Below are 21,664 nucleotides of genomic sequence, written 5' to 3'. Positions count from 1 at the left end.
ATGACCCAAGACGTTTACATCTACGACGCCCTGCGCACCCCCCGCGGCAAGGGCCGCAAAGACGGCGCTCTGCACGAAGTCACCTCTCTGCGACTGTCGGCACAGACACTGAATGCTCTAAAAGAGCGTAACAACCTTGAAGGTCACGCCGTAGAGGATGTGATCTGGGGCAATGTGACCCAAGTCATGGAACAGGGCGGCTGTCTGGCGCGCTCGGCTGTGCTGGCCTCGGACCTTGACGAGCGCATCCCCGGGCTTGCGATCAACCGTTTCTGTGCTTCTGGCATGGAGGCGGTGAACCTGGCCGCCAACCAAGTCAAAGGCGGCGCAGGCAACGGCTATATCGCTGGTGGTGTTGAGATGATGGGCCGTGTCGCCATGGGCGCCGATGGAGCTGCGATCGCCGTAGACCCGACGCTTGCGATGGAGAAATATTTCGTCCCTCAAGGTATTTCGGCCGACATCATCGCGACTGAATTTGGCTTTAGCCGCGATGAGGCCGACCAACTGGCCATGCGCTCCCAGCAGCGCGCGGCGCGGGCATGGGAAGAGGGGCGGTTCGACAAATCGGTTATCACCGTACGCGATCAGAACGGCCTCGCGATCCTTGACCGTGACGAATACATGCGCCCGCAGACCGACATGCAGTCTTTGGGCGGCCTGAACCCGGCGTTCCAGCAGATGGGTGAGGTCATGCCCGGCTTCGACAAAGTCGCGCTGATGAAATACCCGCATTTGGAGCGGATCAACCACATCCACCACGCGGGCAACTCGTCTGGTATCGTTGACGGGGCCGCCGCCGTGCTGATCGGCAATAAGGAGTTCGGCGAGCAGCATGGGCTAAAGCCCCGCGCCCGCATCCGCGCCACCGCCAAGATTGGCACCGATCCCACCATTATGTTGACCGGTCCCGTGCCGGTGACCGAGAAGATCCTCAAAGACAACGGCATGACCATCGGCGACATCGACCTGTTCGAGGTTAACGAAGCCTTCGCCGCCGTGGTTCTGCGCTTCATGCAGGCCTTCGATGTAGACGACAGCAAGGTCAACGTGAACGGCGGCGGCATTGCAATGGGGCATCCGCTGGGGGCCACTGGTGCGATGATTATCGGCATTCTGCTGGATGAGATGGAGCGCGCGGATAAGGAAGTTGGCCTTGCCACGCTTTGCATTGCCTCGGGCATGGGTGCCGCAACCATCATCGAGCGCGTCTGATGGCCTCCAACCATCCTTTCCACGCGGTTGCGGCGCTTGCCGCAACCCGTGGCACGCCGGACCTGCAGATCAAGGTCGAACGCGGTGGCGATTACGTGCGGCTTTATAGCACCGATCCCGCCTTGTTCTTTAAACATCGCGACGATCCCAGTGACAGCTTTGACCGTGAGGCCTTTGGCCAGTCCAAGCGCATCCTGCTCAGCGCCGACGACTGCGACGCCGGCCCCGAAGCGACACTGGACTTGATTGAGGCGCTGCTGGAAAAATTCGCTGACTACACGTTTCAGCGCCCCTAACCCATTGAGGGAGAGAACAATGACCGATTTTACATTGAACAAAGACGCCGAAGGCATCGCCACCATCACATGGGACGTGCCGGGCAAAAGCATGAACGTGATGTCCTTTGAGGGGCTGCGCGATCTGGAAAAACATATCGACGATGCGCTGGCGGATGACGCCGTAAAAGGCATCGTGATCACCTCGGGAAAGGACGGTTCCTTTGCCGGAGGCATGGACCTGAACCTGCTGGCCAAAATGAAAGAAGACGCGGGCGACGATCCAGCCAAGGGTCTGTTCGAGGGCACGATGCAGATGCACGCATTGCTGCGCAAGATCGAGCGCGCGGGCATGGACCCCAAGACCAACAAGGGCGGCAAGCCCGTGGCTTGTGTGATCCCCGGCACCGCTGCGGGCATTGGTTTGGAGCTTCCGCTGGCCACGCATCGCACCTTTGCGGCGGATAACCCCAAGGCGCGGATCGGCCTGCCGGAAATCCTCGTGGGTATCTTCCCCGGTGCCGGTGGCACCACGCGGATGGTGCGCAAGTTGGGCGCGATGGCGGCATCGCCCTTTTTGCTGGAAGGTAAGATGGTTGCGCCTGCCGCTGCGGTGAAGGCTGGGATTATCGACGAGGTCTCTGACAACCCGATGACCGCGGCGCGTGACTGGGTGCTGAATGCCAAAGACGCCGATCTGGTGAAACCTTGGGACGCGAAGGGGTATAAAATGCCCGGCGGTGCGCCCTATCATCCAGCGGGGTTCATGACCTTTGTGGGTGCGTCAGCCATGGTGAATGGCAAGACACAGGGTGTATATCCGGCGGCCAAGGCGCTGCTCTCGGCAGTCTATGAAGGCGCGCTGGTGCCTTTCGACACGGCTCTGAAAATCGAGGCGCGCTGGTTCACCAATGTGCTGATGAACCCGTCCTCGGGCAATATGATCCGCTCGCTTTTCCTTAACAAAGAAGCGCTGGAGAAGGGGGCCGTGCGTCCCGAAGCTGTGCCAGACCAGCGGGTGAAGAAGCTGGGCGTTCTAGGTGCGGGCATGATGGGCGCGGGCATCACGCTGGTGTCGGTTCAGGCGGGCATCGAAGTTGTGCTAATCGACCAGACCCAAGAAGCAGCCGACAAGGGCAAGGCCTATTCCGCGAGCTATTTCGACAAGGGCATCGCCCGCAAGAAATCGACCGAGGAGAAGAAGGCCAAGGCGCTGGACCTGATCACCGCGACCACCGATCTGGATGCGCTCAAGGGTTGCGATCTGATCATCGAAGCGGTGTTTGAAGACCCCAAGGTGAAGGCCGAGATGACCCAGAAGGTCGAAGCGGTGATCCCCGAAGATTGCATCTTTGCCTCCAACACCTCGACCCTCCCGATCACCGATCTGGCCAAAGCGTCGAGCCGCCAAGAGCAGTTCATCGGCATTCACTTCTTCTCACCCGTTGAGAAGATGTTGCTGGTGGAAATCATCAAGGGCGCTGAGACCGGCGACCGGGCCGTGGCCAAGGCGCTCGACTATGTGCGCCAGATCCGCAAGACCCCGATCGTGGTCAACGACGCGCGCTTCTTCTACGCCAACCGCTGCATCATTCCCTACATCAACGAAGGTGTGCGCATGGTGCAGGAGGGTGTTGAGCCTGCGCTGATCGAGAATGCCGCCAAGCTAGTCGGCATGCCGCTCGGCCCGCTGCAACTGATGGACGAGACCTCGATTGATCTGGGTGCAAAGATCGCCCGTGCGACCAAGGCGGCGATGGGTGATGCCTATCCGAACGACGATCTCGATCCGCTGGTGTTTTGGATGGAAGAAGAGGGCCGTCTGGGCCGCAAAGCCAACGCTGGTTTCTACAGCTATGACGCCAAGGGCAAACGCGAGGGGCTGTGGCAGGGCATGGGCGACAAGTACCCCGTGGCCGAGGAACAGCCCGATCTGATCGAAGTGCAGCACCGTCTGCTCTTCTCGCAGACGCTGGAAGCCGTGCGCGCGCTGGAGGAAGGCGTGTTGATGGACATCCGCGAGGGTGACGTCGGCGCGATCCTTGGCTGGGGCTTTGCGCCGTGGTCCGGTGGCCCGCTGAGCTGGCTTGATATGATCGGCGCGCCCTATGCGGCAGAGCGTTGTGACCAGTTGACCGAGAAGTTTGGTGAGCGGTTTGCTTGCCCCGAGTTGCTACGCGAGATGGCTCAGAAGAACCAGAGTTTCTACGGGCGGTTCAACCCGGACGCCAGCAAGGCAGCATAAGAGATCGGGGCGCTTCGGCGCCCCTTTTTCGTTAAGGTAGTCCCCGGCCCGGAATCAAGCCGCAGGCGCCGGGCCATCGCCTGCCCGCCCCACCGGGTAGGCGCTGGCCCTACTCGCGCACCTCGGGGTAGCCGTAGCCAAAGCGCGCGATGTCCTCCGCGCAGACCTCGGCCACAATATCGCGCAACTCCGGCGTATATTCCGCCCCGTCCCGCGCCGAGGCATTCACCTGCGGCAAGTCCAACGCGAACCCCAGATGGTCAAACAACGACAGCGCATCCGCCGCAAAATGTTCCAACCGGATGTACAGATCACAACGCTCGCGTCCCGCCGCATCCTCCATATACCGCCGCGCAGGCCACGCCCGCAAACTCGCCTGCGTTTGCGGGTGCCGCAAGAACCCCGCAAAATTCTCCGCTTTGGCTAGATGCACCGCTGGATGGTCAAACCTCTGCCCACGCAGCCAGCGATAATAGCTCGCCACCCGGTCCCACGGATTGCGCACCAGCGTAAAGCAGAACAGCCCGCCCAAATCATCCTCCGACACCAACCCGTCGACATCGGCCAGCGTAGAATGCTTCCACAACCGCCCCGCCGCCTGCACCCCCTGCAACCGCCGCCGCCGTTTCAGCGCTTTAGGCGTGTCGCCCAACATCAGGTCATCCTTCATCGCCCGCCCTTCCAACGCCAGCGCCAGCGAGGTACCACCCGTCTTTGGGATATGCACAAAGGCATAGCTTCGGCCCCGGCTGATGATCACTCCACCGCCTCCGGCGCACGCAAGGTCGAAGGCTCTTCGCTGCGTAGGGCGATCACCGCGCCTGCAAGCGCGATCAGCGCCATGCCAGCGAATGCCAGCGGCGGCACCTGCTGGCCCCAAAGCATGTAGGCCCAGAAGCTTGCGAAGATCAGCAAAGAATACTCAAAAATCGCCACATGCCCGGCCTCGCCCAACTGATAACCGCGCACCAAGAGCCCGATCCCCACCAAGGACCCCGCCGCCTGCACCGCGATCCAGAACCACATTGGCCCGTCAAGTGGGCCCCATGTGCGACTGACAAAACCTTCGGCGCCCGTCACCTCTGCCCCCGGCAATACCAGAACGCCAATCGCACCCATCACCGCCAACATTCCAAAGAACCCTGCGGTCATGACCATCGTGCTTTCGCCCTCGCACCAAGCCCGCGTGGCTACGGCACCAATCGCATAAAGCCCCCCGGCCAGCAGGGGCAGAAAGGCGATGGGATCCAGATCGCTTGGATCGGGGCGGATCACCATCAGCGCCCCGGCAAAGCCGACGACTACAGCGCCCCACCGCCATGGGCCGACCCGCTTGCCCTGAAACAGGGCCGAGATCATCAGCACAAAAAGCGGTGAGGTGAAGAGCCCTGCTACCACCACGCCGATGGGCAGAAACGCCAGGCAGCCGAAATAGATCAACATGGCGCCGGCCTGAAACAGGCTACGCCCCGCCACGGCCCAGAATCGCCGGGGCCGCAGAATGCCGAACCCCAAGGTTGCCAGCACCATTAGAATGGCCACGGCCATGACACCGCGTACGAAATGAAACTGCCAAAGCGAACCACGTTCAGTGATGAAGGGGACGAAGTTGTCCGTCAGCCCTAAAGCCGCCATACCGCCCACCGCGCAAAGCGCCGCCAGACCCGATTTCACCGCTGCGTCCTGCATTTGCCCTCCTTTTCGCTTCTTGCCCTCTTTTCAAAGTCACGTCCCGACAGCAATACTCAACCCCAAATCGCAACCAATGCCTTGGGAGGGGTCGCATGGGGTGGATGAAAGACGAAATCGGGCTTGAAAAATGCGCGGCAAATTATGTGCCGCTGTCGCCTTTGTCACATCTGCGCCGCGCGGCGCATGTCTTTGCCCATCATACAGCGGTGATCCATGGCGATCACCGGGTAAACTATGCGCAGTACCATGAGCGCTGCACCCGGCTGGCTTCGGCCCTTGCCAAGATGGGCGTCACACCGGGCGATGTAGTGGCCACGTTAATTCCCAACCTGCCCGCTCAGGCCGAAGCGCATTTTGGCGTGCCTGCCTGTGGTGCGGTGCTAAACACCATCAACATCCGTCTTGATGCCGGAACGGTTTCCTACATCCTTGATCATGGCGGCGCGGTGGTGCTGCTGGTCGACAGCGAATTCATAGACCTTGCCGAAACCGCCTGCGCCCAGATGGAAGGCACGCCACCCGCGATCATCGAAGTGCCTGACGCTGCAGCAGGGCATCCCGCAACCACGCGGCATCCTCTTTACGAAGACATGCTGGCAGAGGCCGATCCGGCCTTTGATTGGCTCACGCCACAAGACGAATGGGAAAGCCTTGCGCTGAACTATACCTCTGGCACCACGGGGCGGCCCAAGGGCGTGGTCTATCACCACCGTGGCGCTTACCTGATGACCATGGCCACGGTGGTGAGTTGGCAAATGGTGCTGCGCCCGGTCTTTATGCAGATCGTGCCGCTGTTTCACTGCAACGGCTGGAACCACACATGGATGATGCCTCTACTGGGCGGCACGCTGGTTTGCTGCCGCGACATCACGGCAACTGCGATTTATGACGCCATCGCCGATCACGGCGTCACCCATTTCGGCGGTGCGCCGATCGTGCTGAACATGTTGGTCAATGCCGCCGCACAAGACCGCCGCGCTTTCGATCACACTGTCGAGGTCTTCACTGCTGGCGCACCTCCTGCCCCCGCGACCCTGTCCAAGATCGAAAAGCTCGGCTTCAACGTCACACAGGTCTACGGGCTGACCGAAACCTTCGGCCATGTCACGGAATGCCTCTGGCAAGGGGATTGGGACGCGCTGTCAGAAAACGAACGCGCCGCGATCAAAGCGCGCCAAGGCATCCCCATGCCGATGATGGAAGACATCACCGTCACTGACCCTCAGATGGCCCAGACCCCGCGCGATGGCAAAGCGCAGGGCGAGATTATGATCCGGGGCAATGCGGTGATGAAAGGTTATCTCAAGAACTCTGAGGCCACGGCAGAAGCTTTCGCAGGCGGGTATTTCCACTCCGGCGATATCGCGGTGCAGCACCCAGACGGTTACATCCAGATCGCCGACCGCGCCAAAGACATTATCATCTCAGGCGGAGAAAATATCTCGAGCGTTGAGGTCGAGGGCGTTTTGATGAGCCATGACGCGGTCAATCTTGCCGCCGTTGTGGCCCAGCCGGATGACAAATGGGGCGAAGTCCCTTGCGCCTTTGTTGAATTAAAGCCCGGGGCGGACACCAACGAAGACGCGTTGATTACCTTCACCCGCGAGCGACTTGCCGGGTTCAAAACCCCAAAACGCGTAATCTTTGACGAATTACCCAAAACCTCCACCGGGAAAATCCAGAAATTCGAACTACGCAAGCGGGCTGCAACACTCTAACGCGCACGCATTATGTCACCTCCCATTGCTGATCCCGCAGCGCGTGGTAGAGTGGCGAAAACTGACAGGCCCGCAGCAGAACCCCATGACCGCCTTGACAAAATACGCCCGGCTCGAAGCGACGGGCCTTTGGCGCGCCACGCCCGATGCGCAGCGGCGCGAGGTGATCGTATCTATCGGCGATGCGACGCTGGTGATCAGCGATCTCAAGGATCAAGCGCTCACCCATTGGTCGCTGGCGGCGATTGAACGGGCCAACACGGGCCAACTGCCCGCGCTCTATCATCCTGACGGTGATCCGGGCGAAACGCTGGAGCTGCCCGACAACGAAACCGACATGATCGAAGCGATCGAAAAGCTGCGCCGCGCGATCAACCGCAGCCGTCCAAAACCGGGCCGCTTGCGTTGGGTGGGCATGGTGGCATCGGTGGCCGTGGTGGCAGCACTCGCGTTGTTTTGGATGCCCGGCGCGCTGCGCGATCATGCGATCAAAGTCGTGCCGGATGTAAAACGCGCCTCGCTTGGAACCGCGCTGCTGAAACGGCTCGAACGGGTCTCTGGCCCAGCCTGCGAAAGCCCCGGGGGCAGTGCCGCATTAACGCGGCTATCGAACCGTTTGGACGTTGGGCGCGTGGCGATCCTACCTGATATGACCCGCGCCAGCCTACATCTGCCCGGACGCCTTATCGTGCTTGATCGTGCGGTGCTAGAGGATCACGAAGAACCCGATGTTGCCGCAGGCTATGTGCTGACCGAAGATGTCGCGCGGATGGAACATGACCCGCTGCGCGCCCTGCTCGAAGCCGTCGGCCTGCGCGAAAATTTCCGCCTGCTAACCACCGGCGATATCTCTTCCGAAGCGCTTGACGCCTACGCCGAAAAATTGCTGCTGCGCCCGTCCGCGAACCCGCAGGTCGACACACAGCTGGCGCGTTTTGCCAAGGCAGAGCTGCGCAGCAAACCCTATGCCTACGCGCGTGACATCACTGGCGAAACCACCCTGCCCCTGATCGAAGGCGACCCGATGAACGGCAAGCTTACCGCGCCACTTCTGTCAGACGCTGATTGGCTGCGGCTGCAAAATATCTGCGGCGGATAAGAAATTTTACCAGACTCACAAAAAAGGCCAGCCGGGCAATGCCGCGGCTGGCCTTTTGCTGTCATTTCAATTCGCTCAGCGGCGCAGGTAGGCATCCCGGTAGCCCGCGCGGCGCAGTTGGCTGACCGCGGATTGAACCGACCCGCCCGCGATGGGACCGGCCTGAACGCTGTGGTAGGTCTTGCCGCCCCGAGTCTGCTTGCCGATGCGGGCGGGCAATCCCATGCCTGAAATCTCACGCGCGGCGCGCTGTGCGTTGGCGGGGTTGCCGAAGACACCAACCTGAACATATCCCGCCTTAGAGGTCGTTTGCGTGGCCGAGGCCGAGCGGCTGGAATAGACCGGCTTTGCCTTAACCGGGCGTGCATCACGATGGACCGGCGCGGCATTGCGGTAGCGGATGACCCGTTTGACCACCTGCCCGTCGCGCTCCACGATTTTGACCACCCCGAGCTTCCGACGCTGAGTTTCGATGTCGAGGTAGGGGTAGATCAGCGGCACTTTCGCGGTCACGTCTTCCCCGGTCGCCCTATTCACCAAACGGCGCGGCACCGTCTGGGTCCAGATCAGCAGCATGTCTGCACGGCCATTCAAGGTCTGCTCGGCGCGGTGCGGGTTCAGGCGGTCGTCTTCCCAGACCTTCTTGTAGCCATGCGGCACCTTCACGTTGGTGGTGTTCTGACGGTTGATCGCCACATGTTTCGGCACGATCCGCGTTTTTGCACTCACGGCTTTGGCGGGCGGTGCGCTTGGAACCGGTGCAGCAACCACACGAGGCGCGACAATCCGCGCCGGAGCGCCTGCAACACCCGGCATCATCCCTGCACTGCGGTAGGGCTGCGGCGCCGTAGCGCGCTGCGGGCCTGAGGGGGCATGGCGGCCCGTAATGGGCTCGGCCTGCGGGCCACAACGTACGGTATACCCATCACCGCGCCGCATATAGCGCTGCGACAGAGGCGATGCCGCAGGACACGCAGTGGCAAATCCAGTTGGCGCTGGCGCGGCCAGAGCCACGGGTTTGCTTGGCACCACAGGCACAGGGCGCGGCGCGGTCTGACGCACGACCTTGGGCGCGGCTGTTCGAATCGGTGCGGGGGCCACACGGCGGACCACTTTTTGCGGTGCGGGGCGGGCGACCGGCGCTTTGCGCATCTTTGCTGGGGCGGCAGAGGCTTCGGCGACGCGGGTCGGCTCGGCCGATGGCGGCGCGGCGCTGGCTGGAACCGTTTCGGCAGCTTTCGCCGCCGAGGCCGTTGCTGTTTGAGCGCCATTGGTGGGCTGGAACCCACAGACCTGATCCCGTGCCCGGCTCATGCGCGGCACCCATGACACATTGCCATCGATCCCTGCGCGGATGAACACACATCCCGCGCTATCTACATATTGCTTGCCCTTGTAAGAGGACGGCGGAAATTCGGCTGGCTGGCTGCGGCTGTCTTGTGCCTGCGTCTGCGATCCGCCGACGCCCAAAGCGGCCACGATCACTGCCATGGCAATACTTCTGGTAAGTGTCATCTAATGCCCCCACACTATCTGGTAGAACGATGCATCAGCGCGCGGCCTGAGTAAAGCACCGCGCGCTAAATTGCTGATCTTACCGGATCACTTGGTGCCAAACATCCGGTCGCCCGCGTCGCCGAGACCCGGAATGATATAGCCCTTCTCGTTCAGCGCTTCGTCCAGCGATGCCGTGACGATGCGTACATCAGGATGAGCTTCCTTCATCGTGGCCACGCCTTCGGGCGAGGCAAGCAAGCAGAGGAAAATGATATTGGTGGCCCCCGCCTGTTTTAGCAGATCAATCGCGGCGACCGAGGAGTTGCCGGTGGCGAGCATCGGGTCCACAGCGATCACCAGACGATCATCCAGCCCTTCGGGCACCTTGAAGTAATACTGCACCGGCTGCAGCGTCTCTTCATCACGATACAGACCGACAAAACCGACCCGCGCCGAGGGGATCAGTTCCAAGACTCCATCCATCAGACCGTTGCCCGCTCGCAGGATCGAGATCAGCGCCAGCTTTTTGCCGTCGAGCGTTGGCGCGTCCATCTCTTGCATCGGGGTCTCGACCCGTTTGGTCGTCATCGGCAGGCCGCGCGTGACCTCATAGGCCAGCAACTGGCTGATCTCACGCAGCAACTGCCGGAACACCGCCGTGGGCGTGTCCTTGTCGCGCATGATGGTCAGCTTGTGCTGCACCAGCGGATGGTCGACGATCGTCAGGTGATTGGGGGTATCGGTCATGCGGCAGGCTCCTTTATTTGCCTCGCTTCTAGCCGCACAAGCGCCCCGCTCGCAAGCAAAGGCTGCGCGGCTAGCGCGGCACCTCCACCCCCAGATGCCCGGCGACGAGCGCGGCGACATCGGTAAAGCCGATCTGCCCCAGCTCCCCTGCCCCGGTCCCGGCGACCAGCACCGGCACCCTTTCGCGGGTGTGATCGCTGCCCGCCCAAGTGGGATCATTGCCGTGATCCGCTGTGACGATCAGCATATCGCCCTCGCGCAGCGCCGCGATCACCTTGCCGATCTCACCGTCGAACCACTCCAACGCGCGGGCATAGCCCGACACATCGCGGCGGTGACCATAAAGGCTGTCGAACTCCACGAAATTGGCGAAGGTCAGGCTGCCGTCTTCGGCCTCATCCACCAGATCATGCAGATGCTCCATTAGCTTGGGGTCTGGCCCTTTGCGCAACTCATCAATGCCTTGCATGGTAAAGATGTCGCCAATCTTGCCCACCGCATAGACCCGCCCCCCCGTGTTCTGCACCCAATTGGTCAGCACGGGTTTGGGCGGGGTGATAGCATAGTCGCGGCGGTTCGCGGTGCGCTGGAATGCGCCCGGTTCGCCGGTGAAGGGCCGCGCGATGACACGGCCCACCTTCATCTCATGCAGGCGCGGTGCGATGTCTTCGCAAAGTTTTAGCAGGCGGTCGAGGCCAAAGGTCTCTTCATGGGCGGCGATCTGGAAAACACTGTCGGCGGAAGTATAGCAGATCGGCCAGCCGCTTTCGCAATGCGCTGCCCCCAACTGCTCAATGATCGCCGTGCCGGAGGCGTGGCAATTGCCCAAGATGCCGTCGGTGCCCGCCAGCCGCGCGACCTCTTCGGTCAGGTCGGCTGGAAAGGCCGGTGTTTCATCCGGGAAGTAATGCCAAGCCCAAGGCACCGGCAACCCCGCCAACTCCCAATGGCCCGAAGGGGTATCCTTGCCCTGCGAGATTTCCGTTGCGGCGCCCCATCGCCCCTCTGGTGTCGCCCCCAAACCCGGCGCGTCCATCCCGCTGGCGAGCGTCAGCGCAGCGCCCAGCCCCAGCCTATCAAGATTGGGCAGGGCAAGCGGCCCGCTGCGGCCCTCTTCTGCCTTACCAGCCGCACAGGCCTGCGCGATATGTCCCAGCGTGTTGGCCCCGGTATCGGGCAGATCGCCGTTAAAGAATGCCGCCGCATCCGGCGCACCGCCAATGCCGACCGAGTCGATCACGACCAAGAATGCACGTCCCATCAACCGATCCTCTCCAAGATCAAATCCGGTACTTTAACCGGCGTGTCGCCCAATGTGATCGCCGCCAAGACTGCTGCCTTTGCCGTATCCGCAGCCTCTGGCCGCGCGGCGTGGATCATCGCCAGCGGCTGGCCTGCTCGCACCTGATCCCCCAAACGCAGTACTTCCGATAGGCCCACGGCAGGATCGATCTGATCCGCCTCGACCACCCGGCCCCCGCCAAGGTTAACCACCGCCATGCCAAGCGCTGCCCCGTCGATCGCGCTGATATAACCATCACGCGGCGCAGGCACGGCGCGAATTACGGGGGCTTCGGGCAGAACGCGCTGCCACTCTTCAGCAAAATTTGCGGGCGCACCCATGGCGCTCAGCATCCGCACAAAATGGTCAAGCGCGCGACCATCGGCGACTGCCGCACGCAGAGCCTCTGCTCCCGCTTCCGCAGTCGCCGCCAAACCACCGCTGGCCAACAAACCGCCACCAAGTTCAACGGTCACATCAAGAATCGGCCCCGATGTAAGGCCAGTCAGAACCCGCATCACCTCGGCCACCTCCAGCGCGTTGCCTAGGCTTGGCACCAACGGCTGGTTCATGTCGCTGATGATTGCCGTGGTCGGGCAGCCCGCCGCCGTTGCCGTGCGGCTTAGCGCTTGGGCCAAGGCGCGCGCCTCAGCCAAATCTTTCATGAACGCACCGCTGCCAACCTTCACGTCCAGCACCAGCCCGTCCAGCCCCGCCGCGAGCTTCTTTGACAGGATCGACGCGGTAATCAAATCGAGCGAATCCACGGTCGAGGTCACATCCCGCACCGCGTAGAGCCGACGGTCTGCTGGGGCAATGTCGCCGCTCGCGCTGACAATGGCGCAGCCCACGTCCCGCACGACCGCGCGAAATTGCCGTTCTTCCAGCTGTGTGCTGACGCCGGGGATCGCCTCTAGCTTATCAAGCGTACCGCCCGTGTGGCCCAAACCCCGGCCCGAGATCATCGGCACATAGGCCCCGCAGGCCGCCAGCGCCGGCGCAAGGATCAGCGATACGCAATCGCCCACGCCCCCGGTGGAGTGCTTGTCGAGCACAGGGCCGTCCAAATCCCACGCCAGCACCCGCCCCGAATCGCGCATCGCCAGCGTCAGCGCAACGCGGCCCGGTTCATCCAAGCCATTAAGGCAGATGCCCATGGCAAACGCCCCGGCCTGCGCGTCGCTGACCCTACCATCTGCCAATGCACCCGCCATCCAAGACAGCGCATCGGTGTCCAACACCTCGCCGTGGCGCAGCCGCGCCAGAATATTCCGCGCGCTCATGGGTTTAACCTTGCATATGGGCGACACCAAAGGCCCCCGGCAGCAGTTCGCCCATGGTCATCTGCTGCTCTTTGCCCGCCACGGTCGCCATCGTCACCGATACCGCACCGCCCGAAAACTCTGCCAGCTTTTGACGGCAGCCCCCGCAGGGCGTGACTGGCAGATCACTGCCCGCCACCACATAGACTTCGGCGATCTCACGCTCGCCCGCCGCGACCATCGCAGCAATCGCTCCGGCTTCGGCACAGGTGCCCTGCGGGTAGGCGACGTTTTCGACGTTGCAGCCGCTGAACACCGCGCCCGACGCCGTGCGGATCGCCGCGCCAACCTTGAAATTCGAATAAGGCGCATGGGCATTTTCCCGCACCAACACAGCCACTTCGCGCAAATCAGTCATGAATATCTCCCTTTGGAGCGAGTATAGAAAATTGCCCCACCCAGTGCGATGGAAAACGCCGCGTCACGCACGGCGGTTAATCTAGGTATCACGTAGACACGGGCCGATGACCATCTAATCCAAATGCCGCTTTGCTTGCGCGCAAAAATTAGTTTAACGCTAAACCATTATTCGGGAGAAGCACAAACGATGTCCGACACCCCCAACTTGCGCCAAGCAGCATTGGATTACCACGAACACCCGCGCCCCGGCAAACTTGAGGTGCGCGCCACAAAACCGCTGGCCAATGGCCGCGATCTGGCGCGCGCCTATTCGCCCGGCGTGGCCGAGGCTTGTATTGAGATAAAGAACGACCCCGACACCGCCGCCCGCTACACTTCGCGCGGCAATCTGGTGGCCGTGGTCACCAATGGCACCGCGGTACTGGGGCTGGGCAATATCGGCGCGCTGGCCTCCAAACCGGTGATGGAGGGCAAAGCCGTGCTCTTCAAGAAATTCGCCAACATTGACTGCTTTGACATCGAACTTGACCAAGCCGACCCCGAAAAACTGGCCGAGATCGTCTGCGCGATGGAGCCGAGCTTCGGCGCGATCAACCTCGAAGACATCAAGGCCCCCGATTGTTTCGTTGTCGAGAAAATCTGCCGTGAGCGGATGAACATCCCCGTTTTCCACGATGACCAACACGGCACCGCCATCGTCGTCGGCGCCGCTGCGAAAAACGCGCTGCATGTCGCGGGCAAAAAGTTCGAGGACATCAAGATCGTCTCGACCGGTGGCGGGGCGGCGGGGATCGCCTGCCTCAACATGCTGCTGAAACTCGGCGTGAAGCGTGAAAACGTCTGGCTGTGCGACATCAACGGGCTGGTCTATGAGGACCGGACCGAGGATATGAACCCCAGCAAAGCGGAATATGCGCAGAGGTCCGATCTGCGCACGCTGGACGATGTGATCGACGGGGCGGACCTCTTCCTCGGCCTCTCCGGCCCCGGTGTGCTGGCGCCTGAAATGGTCGCGAAAATGGCCAAGCGCCCGATCATTTTTGCGCTGGCGAACCCCACGCCCGAAATCCTGCCCGATCTGGCCCGCGCCGTGGCACCGGACGCGATCATCGCCACAGGCCGCAGCGATTTTCCCAATCAGGTCAACAACGTGCTCTGCTTCCCCTTCATCTTCCGGGGCGCGTTAGATGTGGGCGCGACCACGATCAACGACGAGATGAAAATCGCCTGTATCGACGGTATCGCCGCCCTCGCCCGCGCCACGACAAGCGCCGAGGCGGCAGCGGCCTATCAAGGCGAACAGCTGACCTTTGGCGCGGAATATCTGATCCCGAAACCCTTCGATCCACGCCTCATCGGCGTGGTATCCTCTGCCGTGGCCAAGGCCGCGATGGAGACGGGCGTGGCCGCGCGGCCCATTGAAGACCTCGACGTCTATAAACGCAAACTAGATGGATCGGTGTTCAAATCGGCGCTGATCATGCGCCCGGTCTTTGAATCCGCCCGCTCCTCTCCCCGCCGTCTGGTCTTTGCCGAAGGCGAGGACGAACGCGTGCTGCGCGCCGCCCAAGCGATCATCGAAGAGACGGTGGAACGGCCCATTCTGATTGGCCGCCCCGAAGTGATCGAACGGCGCATCGAAAAGGCCGGGTTGAACCTGCAACTGGGCCAAAACGTCGATCTGGTGAACCCCGAGAACGACCCCCGCTACCGCGACTATTGGGAGACCTATCACAGCCTGATGTGCCGCCGCGGCGTCAGCCCCGACATCGCGCGGGCGATCATGCGCACCAACACCACCGCCATCGGCGCAGTCATGGTGCATCGCGGAGAGGCCGACAGCCTGATCTGCGGCACCTTTGGCGAGTTTGGCTGGCATCTTAATTACGTCAATCAGGTGCTGGGCCGCGACGGTTTCCGACCGCATGGCGCGCTTTCGATGATGATTCTCGAAGACGGGCCGCTGTTCATCGCGGACACCCAAGTGAACCTGCACCCCACCCCCGAACAGATCGCCGAGATCGCCATTGGGGCCGCGCGTCATGTGAGGCGTTTCGGTATTGAGCCAAAAGTCGCGCTGTGTTCGCAAAGCCAGTTTGGCAATCAGGGCGAAGGGTCGGGCAAGCGCCTGCGCGCGGCGCTGCAAATCCTCGACGCGGGCAACCATGATTTCGTTTATGAAGGCGAGATGAACATCGACACCGCGCTTGATGCCGAGTTGCGCGCGCGGCTACTGCCTTGCAACCGGATGGAAGGGGCCGCCAATGTGCTGGTCTTCGCCCATGCCGACGCCGCCTCGGGCGTGCGCAACATTTTGAAAATGAAGGGTGATGGGCTTGAGGTCGGGCCGATCCTGATGGGGATGGGCAACCGGGCGCATATCGTCTCGCCCTCAATCACCGCGCGCGGACTGCTTAATGTGGGTGCCATCGCGGGCACCCCGGTCGCGCATTACGGCTAAGCCCCCAAGCAAAACGCCGCCCCCTTCGGGGGACGGCGCTGCGGGGATAGGTTTATTTACGGGGCGTGGCGGGCTTGATGTCCGCGACGGAGGACGGGGCCTTGGCGGCGGGTTTTGCCGCGGCCTTGGCTTGCTTCTTCTTATTGCCGATTTTGTCACCCATGGTCGGGCCCTTTGTCATGCGAGGGGCGCTGGCCTCATGCCGCGCCTGCCCTCATCATGACAAAAACTCGTGCCCGCGCTGATCCGTTTTCGACCATGATGTCGCAAAAGGCGCGCCGCCCCGAGAGGCGGCGCAATGTCGCTTAGAACCGCCAGTTAAACGCGCGGCTCACACCAAAGCGCATGGTCCATTGATCATCAGAACCGGCCTGCGTGATCGGGCTGTCACCGGCATCATTCAGCAGGCGTTGATAGGCCACGGCCCCCTCAAGCGCCCATGCCTCATCCAGACGGTAGGTCGCCTCGACCTCGAAGCCCGCCCCCAGCAGACCGCCATCGGCCTCATAGGCCGCCAAGGTCGGTGTGGCCGTGTCGACGCCGAAGTAGGTGTCGGCATAGGTGTCATTGCCAAGGCTGAAACGCGGGCCTGCGGTGATGGTCCAACGCTCATCGGGGCGGAAGATCACGTCAGCGCCGATGTCACCGGTCACACCCTCATGCCCGCCAAACCCGCGGCGCACCTTGCCGAAGACTTGCCAGTTCACTTCGCGGTAGACCACGCCAAAGCCCAGTTCGACCGCAGCGTCGATATCCTCAAGCCCCGCCAGTTCCGAGTGATCGGAACTGTCACGTTCGCCCAGATACCGAAACGCGCCGGTAAAGCCGAAACCGGTTTTAGGCGCTTCGCCGATGTTGGTGCCGATCTTGCGCCCGCCCCATTCGAGCGAGCCGAAGGTAAAGGCCAAATCAGGCGTCGCGCGGTAGCTGCTGGCGCCCGGATAATCAGGTGCCGCCCCCACCCCGCCGCGCAGTGCGAAGTTGAATGAACGGTCCTGCGCCGCCACCGGCAGCGCGGCAACCAGAGCGAGACAAGAAGCAAGGGGCAGAGAAATGGCGAGGCGCATGTGGGCAGGCTCCAAAGGTAATAGGGTTTCAGGGCAATCTAGCATGACGCGCTCTAACTGACAGGAACAATAGCGATACGCTTGCCGAATTCTTTCTAAGCGGCCAGAGTGGCTGGAAATATTTGCGCGTCAGTACAGCTATACCCGGCCCGCGGGTTTGCCGCACCGCGCAACAGGAGGAGGAACACCATGGGATACCGCGACACCTACGACCGCTGGCAGGCCGATCCGGAAGCCTATTGGCTGGAACAGGCAGAGGCGATCGACTGGGACATCGCGCCGACGCGCGCGCTGTTTGACCGGGGCGAGCATCTCTATGAGTGGTTCGCGGATGCGAGCGTAAACACCTGCTACAACGCCGTGGACCGCCATGTGGAGCAGGGCAACGGCAAGCGCGTGGCGATCATCTATGACAGCCCGATCACCGGCAATAAATCGACCCTTACCTATAGCGAATTGCAGGGCCATGTCGCGTCGCTCGCCGGTGCTTTGGTGGCCCAAGGCGTAGAAAAAGGCGACCGCGTGGTGATCTATATGCCCATGGTCCCCGAAGCGGTTGAGGCAATGCTGGCCTGCGCGCGGATTGGCGCGATCCATTCGGTGGTCTTTGGCGGCTTTGCCTCAAGCGAGCTGGCAGTGCGGATCGACGATTGCAAACCCAAGGCGATCATCGCGGCCTCTTGCGGGGTCGAACCGTCGCGCGTGGTGGATTACAAACCCTTGCTGGACGGGGCCATCGAACAGGCCACGCATAAGCCTGACACCTGCATCATCCTGCAACGCGGCCAGAAACCCTGTGAGCTGAACCCCGAGCGGGACATCGACTGGTACGCCGCCCAAGACGGCGTGCGTCCCGCGCCCTGCGTCCCCGTTGAGGGGAACCACCCAGCCTATATCCTTTACACCTCCGGCACCACCGGCGCGCCTAAAGGCGTGGTGCGCCCCACAGCGGGGCATCTGGTGGCGCTGAACTGGACGATGAAGAACATCTATAACGTGGAACCGGGAGAGGTGTTCTGGGCCGCGTCGGACGTGGGCTGGGTCGTGGGCCACAGCTATATCTGCTACGCCCCGCTGATCGCGGGCAACACCACCGTGGTGTTCGAGGGCAAGCCCGTGGGCACCCCCGATGCGGGTACCTTCTGGCGGGTGATCGAAGAGCATGGGGTGTCGAGCTTCTTCACCGCCCCCACCGCAATCCGCGCCGTAAAACGCGAAGACCCCAAGGGCGAAGAGATCAAGAAATACGATCTGTCGAGCCTTCGCGCGCTTTACCTCGCGGGGGAACGGGCCGATCCGGATACCGTCGAATGGGCGCAAGAAAAGCTGGGCAAGCCGGTCTACGATCACTGGTGGCAGACCGAAACCGGCTTTACCATCGTTGGCAACCCCGCAGGGCTTGAAACGCTGCCGGTCAAGGTCGGCTCTCCCACCGTGCCGATGCCGGGCTATGACGTGCAAATCCTTGATGAGCGGGGCGAACCGCTCCCTGCCGGAGAGTTGGGCGCGATTGCCATCAAGCTCCCCCTGCCTCCCGGCACCCTGCCCGGCCTGTGGAACGCCGAAGACCGCTTTCGCAAATCTTACCTCACCACCTTCCCCGGCTATTATGAGACAGGCGATGCGGGCCGGATTGATGAAGACGGCTATGTCTGGATCATGGCGCGCACCGATGACGTAATCAACGTCGCGGGCCACCGCCTGTCGACCGGGGCGATGGAAGAGGTTTTGGCGGGCCACCCCGATGTGGCCGAATGCGCCGTTGTTGGGGTGAGCGATGAGCTTAAAGGGCAAAGCCCTGTGGGCCTTTTGTGCCTCACCAAAGGCGTCGACCGCTCGCATGATGAGATCGTCGCGGAATGCGTGGCCCGTATGCGCGAGCAGATTGGCCCTGTGGCGGCGTTCAAGCAGGCGGTCGTGGTGGATCGGCTGCCTAAAACACGCTCGGGCAAGATCCTGCGGGCAACGGTTGTGAAAATAGCGGATGGAGAAGATTTCAAACCGCCCGCAACCATCGACGATCCGGCAATCTTGGACGAGATTCGCGAAGCACTGAGAGGCATCGGCTACCCGCAGAGCTAACCAATCAGACCTATGGCGGTGGACCTTTGCAGGTCTGGCGCTAAACTCAGACCCAAGGAAACGCGCGCGCCGTCCAGCCCGCGCGTTTTTTTACAATTGCGTTGCTTGCGCGAAATATGCGAAGCGCCACCGGAAATGCCCCTCAGCGGGGCCAACCACGACAGCACATTCAGTGGGTCTTTTCCCTCCCGGAGCTTGCCCTTCGGCCGCGCAGAAAGGTTTTCGACGTGCAGACACCCTATTACCTGATCGACAAGGCCAATCTCCGCGACAATATGGAGAAGATCGCCCGCCTGCGCGCGCTTTCAGGCGCACGATGCCTGCTGGCGCTCAAGTGTTTCGCCACTTGGTCGGTGTTCGACTTTATGTCGGAGTATATGGACGGCTCGACCTCCTCCTCGCTTTACGAGGTGCGGCTGGGCTCCGAGAAATTCCCCGGTGAGACGCATGCCTATTCCGTCGCCTATGCCGATCATGAGATCGACGAGGTGCTGGGCCACGCCGATAAGATCATCTTTAACTCCATCGGCCAGCTCGATAAATTCGACACGCAGTCGCGCGGGCATATCCGGGGGCTGCGGGTGAACCCCGGCGTCTCGACCTCCGACTTCGATCTGGCCGACCCCGCGCGGCCCTTTAGCCGTTTGGGTGAACACGACCCGGCGGCGATTGACGCGGTCGCAGACCGGATCACCGGGCTGATGTTTCACAACAATTGCGAGAACGACAGTTTCGAGCGTTTCGACGAGATGCTCACCTTGATCGAAGACCGCTTTGACGAAGTGCTGCACAAAATGGACTGGATCAGCCTTGGCGGCGGCATCCATTTCACCGGCGCAGACTATCCGCTTGATGATCTGGCGCTGCGGCTGAAATCCTTCGCCGAAGCCTTTGGCGTGCAGGTCTACCTTGAGCCGGGTGAGGCCGCGATTACCGGGGCGGCGACGCTGGAAGTCACCGTGCTCGACACGATGCACAACGGCAAGAACCTCGCCATCGTCGACAGCTCGATCGAGGCGCATATGCTTGACCTGTTGATCTACCGCGAACCGGCCGAGATCGCGCCCGACACCGGCGACCACGAATGGATGATCTGCGGCAAGTCCTGCCTTGCGGGCGATATCTTTGGCGAGTTCCGTTTTGACGCGCCGCTGAAGGCGGGCGACCGCCTCTCGTTCCAAGACGCTGCCGGTTACACGATGGTCAAGAAAAACTGGTTCAATGGCGTCAAAATGCCCGGCATCGCAGTGCGCGAGTTGGACGGAACCACCCGAATGGTGCGCGATTTCGACTATGACGATTTCGCCGCCGCCCTGTCGTGACAAGAAAGAGGTCAACACTATGAAACGCAATGTTCTTATCATCGGCGCGGGCGGCGTCGCACAGGTTGTGGCGCATAAATGCGCCCAGAATAATGATCGTTTGGGTGAGCTTCATATCGCCAGTCGCACGGTTTCCAAATGCGAGGCGATCATCGCCAGCGTGCATGAGAAAAGCGCGATGAAACAGGACGGCGTATTCAAGGCGCACGACGTCGACGGTATGGACACCAACGCTGTCGCCGCCCTGATCAAGGAAACCGGTTGCCAGATCGTGATTAACGTGGGCTCCCCCTTCGTGAACATGACCGTGCTGCAGGCCTGCATCGAAACCGGCGCCGCCTATATCGACACCGCGATCCACGAAGACCCGACCAAGATCTGCGAGACCCCGCCGTGGTACGGCAACTACGAATGGAAGCGCCGCGAAGCCTGCGCCGAAGCAGGCGTGACCGCGATTCTCGGGGCCGGGTTCGATCCGGGCATGGTCAACGCCTTCGCCCGTTTCGCGGTTGATGAGTTCATGGACGAGGTCAAATCCATCGACATCGTCGACATCAACGCGGGCAACCACGGCAAGTATTTCTCGACCAACTTCGACCCTGAGATCAACTTTCGCGAGTTCACCGGCACGGTCTACAGCTGGCAGGAAGGCGCGTGGAAAGAGAACAAGATGTTCGAAGTGGGCCGCGAATGGGATCTGCCCGTGGTCGGCAAACAAAAAGCCTATATGTCGGGCCATGATGAGGTGCATTCGCTGGCCGCGAACTACCCCCATGCCGACGTGCGCTTCTGGATGGGCTTTGGCGATCACTACATCAATGTCTTCACCGTTCTGCAAAACCTCGGCTTGCTGTCCGAACAGCCCGTGACCACCGCCGAAGGGCTTGAGGTCGTGCCGCTGAAAGTGGTGAAGGCCGTACTCCCCGACCCGTCGAGCCTTGCGCCGAACTACACCGGTAAGACCTGCATCGGTGATCTGGTGAAGGGTGTGAAGAACGGCGAAGAGGTTGAGGTTTTTGTCTACAATGTCGCCGATCACAAGGACGCCTATAACGAGGTCGGCAGCCAAGGCATTTCCTACACCGCAGGTGTGCCGCCCGTGGCCTTTGCGATGCTGATCGCCGATGGTACCTATGACGGCGGCACCATGGTCAATGTCGAAGAACTGGACCCCAAGCCGCTGTTCGGCCTGCTTGATGACATCGGCCTACCGACCCGTGTGAAAGACGGCAAAGGTGATCGCGCGTGGCACGAAGCATGAGGCCGTAGCGCATTTCAAA

The 21,664-nt window shown here is 61.7% G+C and carries 18 protein-coding genes; 9 read left to right on the top strand and 9 right to left on the bottom strand.

Features of this window, described 5'->3' with window-relative positions:
* Genes DSM110093_RS03985 through DSM110093_RS03975 form a run of 3 tightly spaced genes read left to right on the top strand, consistent with a single transcriptional unit; the run spans position 1 to position 3,735 of the window.
* Positions 1-1,215, top strand: coding sequence for an acetyl-CoA C-acetyltransferase (locus tag DSM110093_RS03985; RefSeq protein WP_243266792.1), 1,215 nt, complete (start codon positions 1-3; stop codon positions 1,213-1,215).
* Positions 1,215-1,511 carry an acetyl-CoA acetyltransferase gene (locus DSM110093_RS03980; RefSeq protein WP_243266791.1) on the top strand — a complete coding sequence of 99 codons (297 nt, stop codon included), beginning with the start codon at positions 1,215-1,217 and terminating at the stop codon, positions 1,509-1,511. The genes DSM110093_RS03985 and DSM110093_RS03980 overlap by 1 nt, the downstream gene beginning before the upstream one ends.
* Positions 1,512-1,530: 19 nt before the next feature.
* Positions 1,531-3,735, top strand: coding sequence for a 3-hydroxyacyl-CoA dehydrogenase NAD-binding domain-containing protein (locus DSM110093_RS03975; RefSeq protein WP_243266790.1), 2,205 nt, complete (start codon positions 1,531-1,533; stop codon positions 3,733-3,735).
* Positions 3,736-3,844: 109 nt separating this feature from the next.
* On the opposite strand, the gene DSM110093_RS03970 is transcribed toward DSM110093_RS03975, so the two are convergent.
* Together DSM110093_RS03970 and DSM110093_RS03965 are read right to left on the bottom strand one after the other, a co-directional pair.
* Complete coding sequence (locus DSM110093_RS03970; protein ID WP_243266789.1) at positions 3,845-4,495, bottom strand: sulfotransferase family 2 domain-containing protein; 651 nt, start codon at positions 4,493-4,495, stop codon at positions 3,845-3,847.
* The gene (locus DSM110093_RS03965; RefSeq protein WP_243266788.1) at positions 4,492-5,424 is read right to left on the bottom strand and encodes a DMT family transporter; all 933 of its coding nucleotides are present in this window, start codon (positions 5,422-5,424) and stop codon (positions 4,492-4,494) included. The genes DSM110093_RS03970 and DSM110093_RS03965 overlap by 4 nt, the downstream gene beginning before the upstream one ends.
* Positions 5,425-5,519: 95 nt before the next feature.
* Here DSM110093_RS03965 and DSM110093_RS03960 point away from each other — a divergent pair, with 95 nt between their 5' ends.
* Together DSM110093_RS03960 and DSM110093_RS03955 are read left to right on the top strand one after the other, a co-directional pair.
* A complete protein-coding gene (locus DSM110093_RS03960; RefSeq protein WP_243266787.1) occupies positions 5,520-7,145 on the top strand; it encodes an AMP-binding protein in 1,626 nt (541 codons plus the stop codon).
* 85 nt (positions 7,146-7,230) lie between these two features.
* Positions 7,231-8,244, top strand: a complete 1,014-nt coding sequence (locus DSM110093_RS03955; protein ID WP_243266786.1) for a hypothetical protein — start codon at positions 7,231-7,233, stop codon at positions 8,242-8,244.
* Positions 8,245-8,319: 75 nt separating this feature from the next.
* Here the strand turns inward: DSM110093_RS03955 and DSM110093_RS03950 are convergent, their stop codons facing one another.
* The 5 genes from DSM110093_RS03950 to DSM110093_RS03930 all read right to left on the bottom strand — a co-directional run bounded on the left by DSM110093_RS03950 (position 8,320) and on the right by DSM110093_RS03930 (position 13,450).
* The gene (locus tag DSM110093_RS03950; protein WP_243266785.1) at positions 8,320-9,759 is read right to left on the bottom strand and encodes an SPOR domain-containing protein; all 1,440 of its coding nucleotides are present in this window, start codon (positions 9,757-9,759) and stop codon (positions 8,320-8,322) included.
* A gap of 87 nt (positions 9,760-9,846) precedes the next feature.
* The gene (gene upp / locus DSM110093_RS03945; protein WP_243266784.1) at positions 9,847-10,488 is read right to left on the bottom strand and encodes a uracil phosphoribosyltransferase; all 642 of its coding nucleotides are present in this window, start codon (positions 10,486-10,488) and stop codon (positions 9,847-9,849) included.
* A gap of 70 nt (positions 10,489-10,558) precedes the next feature.
* Positions 10,559-11,749: a phosphopentomutase gene (locus tag DSM110093_RS03940; protein WP_243266783.1), complete on the bottom strand. Its 1,191-nt coding sequence runs from the start codon at positions 11,747-11,749 to the stop codon at positions 10,559-10,561.
* A complete protein-coding gene (locus tag DSM110093_RS03935) occupies positions 11,749-13,053 on the bottom strand; it encodes a thymidine phosphorylase (protein WP_243266782.1) in 1,305 nt (434 codons plus the stop codon). Before DSM110093_RS03935 ends, DSM110093_RS03940 begins: the two co-directional genes overlap by 1 nt.
* Positions 13,054-13,057: 4 nt before the next feature.
* Positions 13,058-13,450: a cytidine deaminase gene (locus tag DSM110093_RS03930; RefSeq protein ID WP_243266781.1), complete on the bottom strand. Its 393-nt coding sequence runs from the start codon at positions 13,448-13,450 to the stop codon at positions 13,058-13,060.
* Between the two features lie 189 nt (positions 13,451-13,639).
* On the opposite strand from DSM110093_RS03930, the gene DSM110093_RS03925 reads away from it, so the two are divergent.
* A complete protein-coding gene (locus DSM110093_RS03925) occupies positions 13,640-15,913 on the top strand; it encodes a phosphate acyltransferase (protein ID WP_243266780.1) in 2,274 nt (757 codons plus the stop codon).
* A 52-nt stretch (positions 15,914-15,965) separates the two neighbouring features.
* Here DSM110093_RS03925 and DSM110093_RS03920 read toward each other — a convergent pair whose 3' ends face one another.
* Positions 15,966-16,076, bottom strand: a complete 111-nt coding sequence (locus DSM110093_RS03920) for a malic enzyme (protein ID WP_067267274.1) — start codon at positions 16,074-16,076, stop codon at positions 15,966-15,968.
* 142 nt (positions 16,077-16,218) lie between these two features.
* Positions 16,219-16,980: a MipA/OmpV family protein gene (locus DSM110093_RS03915; RefSeq protein ID WP_243266779.1), complete on the bottom strand. Its 762-nt coding sequence runs from the start codon at positions 16,978-16,980 to the stop codon at positions 16,219-16,221.
* Between the two features lie 189 nt (positions 16,981-17,169).
* Here DSM110093_RS03915 and DSM110093_RS03910 point away from each other — a divergent pair, with 189 nt between their 5' ends.
* The 3 genes from DSM110093_RS03910 (at position 17,170) to DSM110093_RS03900 (ending at position 21,645) form a co-directional block, all read left to right on the top strand.
* On the top strand, positions 17,170-19,062 hold the full coding sequence (locus DSM110093_RS03910) for a propionyl-CoA synthetase (protein WP_243266778.1): 1,893 nt from the start codon (positions 17,170-17,172) through the stop codon (positions 19,060-19,062).
* A gap of 227 nt (positions 19,063-19,289) precedes the next feature.
* Positions 19,290-20,384, top strand: coding sequence for a carboxynorspermidine decarboxylase (locus DSM110093_RS03905; protein WP_243266777.1), 1,095 nt, complete (start codon positions 19,290-19,292; stop codon positions 20,382-20,384).
* A 19-nt stretch (positions 20,385-20,403) separates the two neighbouring features.
* The gene (locus tag DSM110093_RS03900; RefSeq protein WP_243266776.1) at positions 20,404-21,645 is read left to right on the top strand and encodes a saccharopine dehydrogenase family protein; all 1,242 of its coding nucleotides are present in this window, start codon (positions 20,404-20,406) and stop codon (positions 21,643-21,645) included.
* Positions 21,646-21,664 lie beyond the last annotated feature (19 nt).

Source organism: Sulfitobacter sp. DSM 110093 (assembly GCF_022788715.1).
In the GTDB taxonomy this organism is placed as follows: Bacteria; Pseudomonadota; Alphaproteobacteria; order Rhodobacterales; family Rhodobacteraceae; genus Sulfitobacter.
The sequence above is the reverse complement of the archived record's forward strand: the minus strand, read 5'-3'. Positions and strand labels throughout refer to the sequence as shown.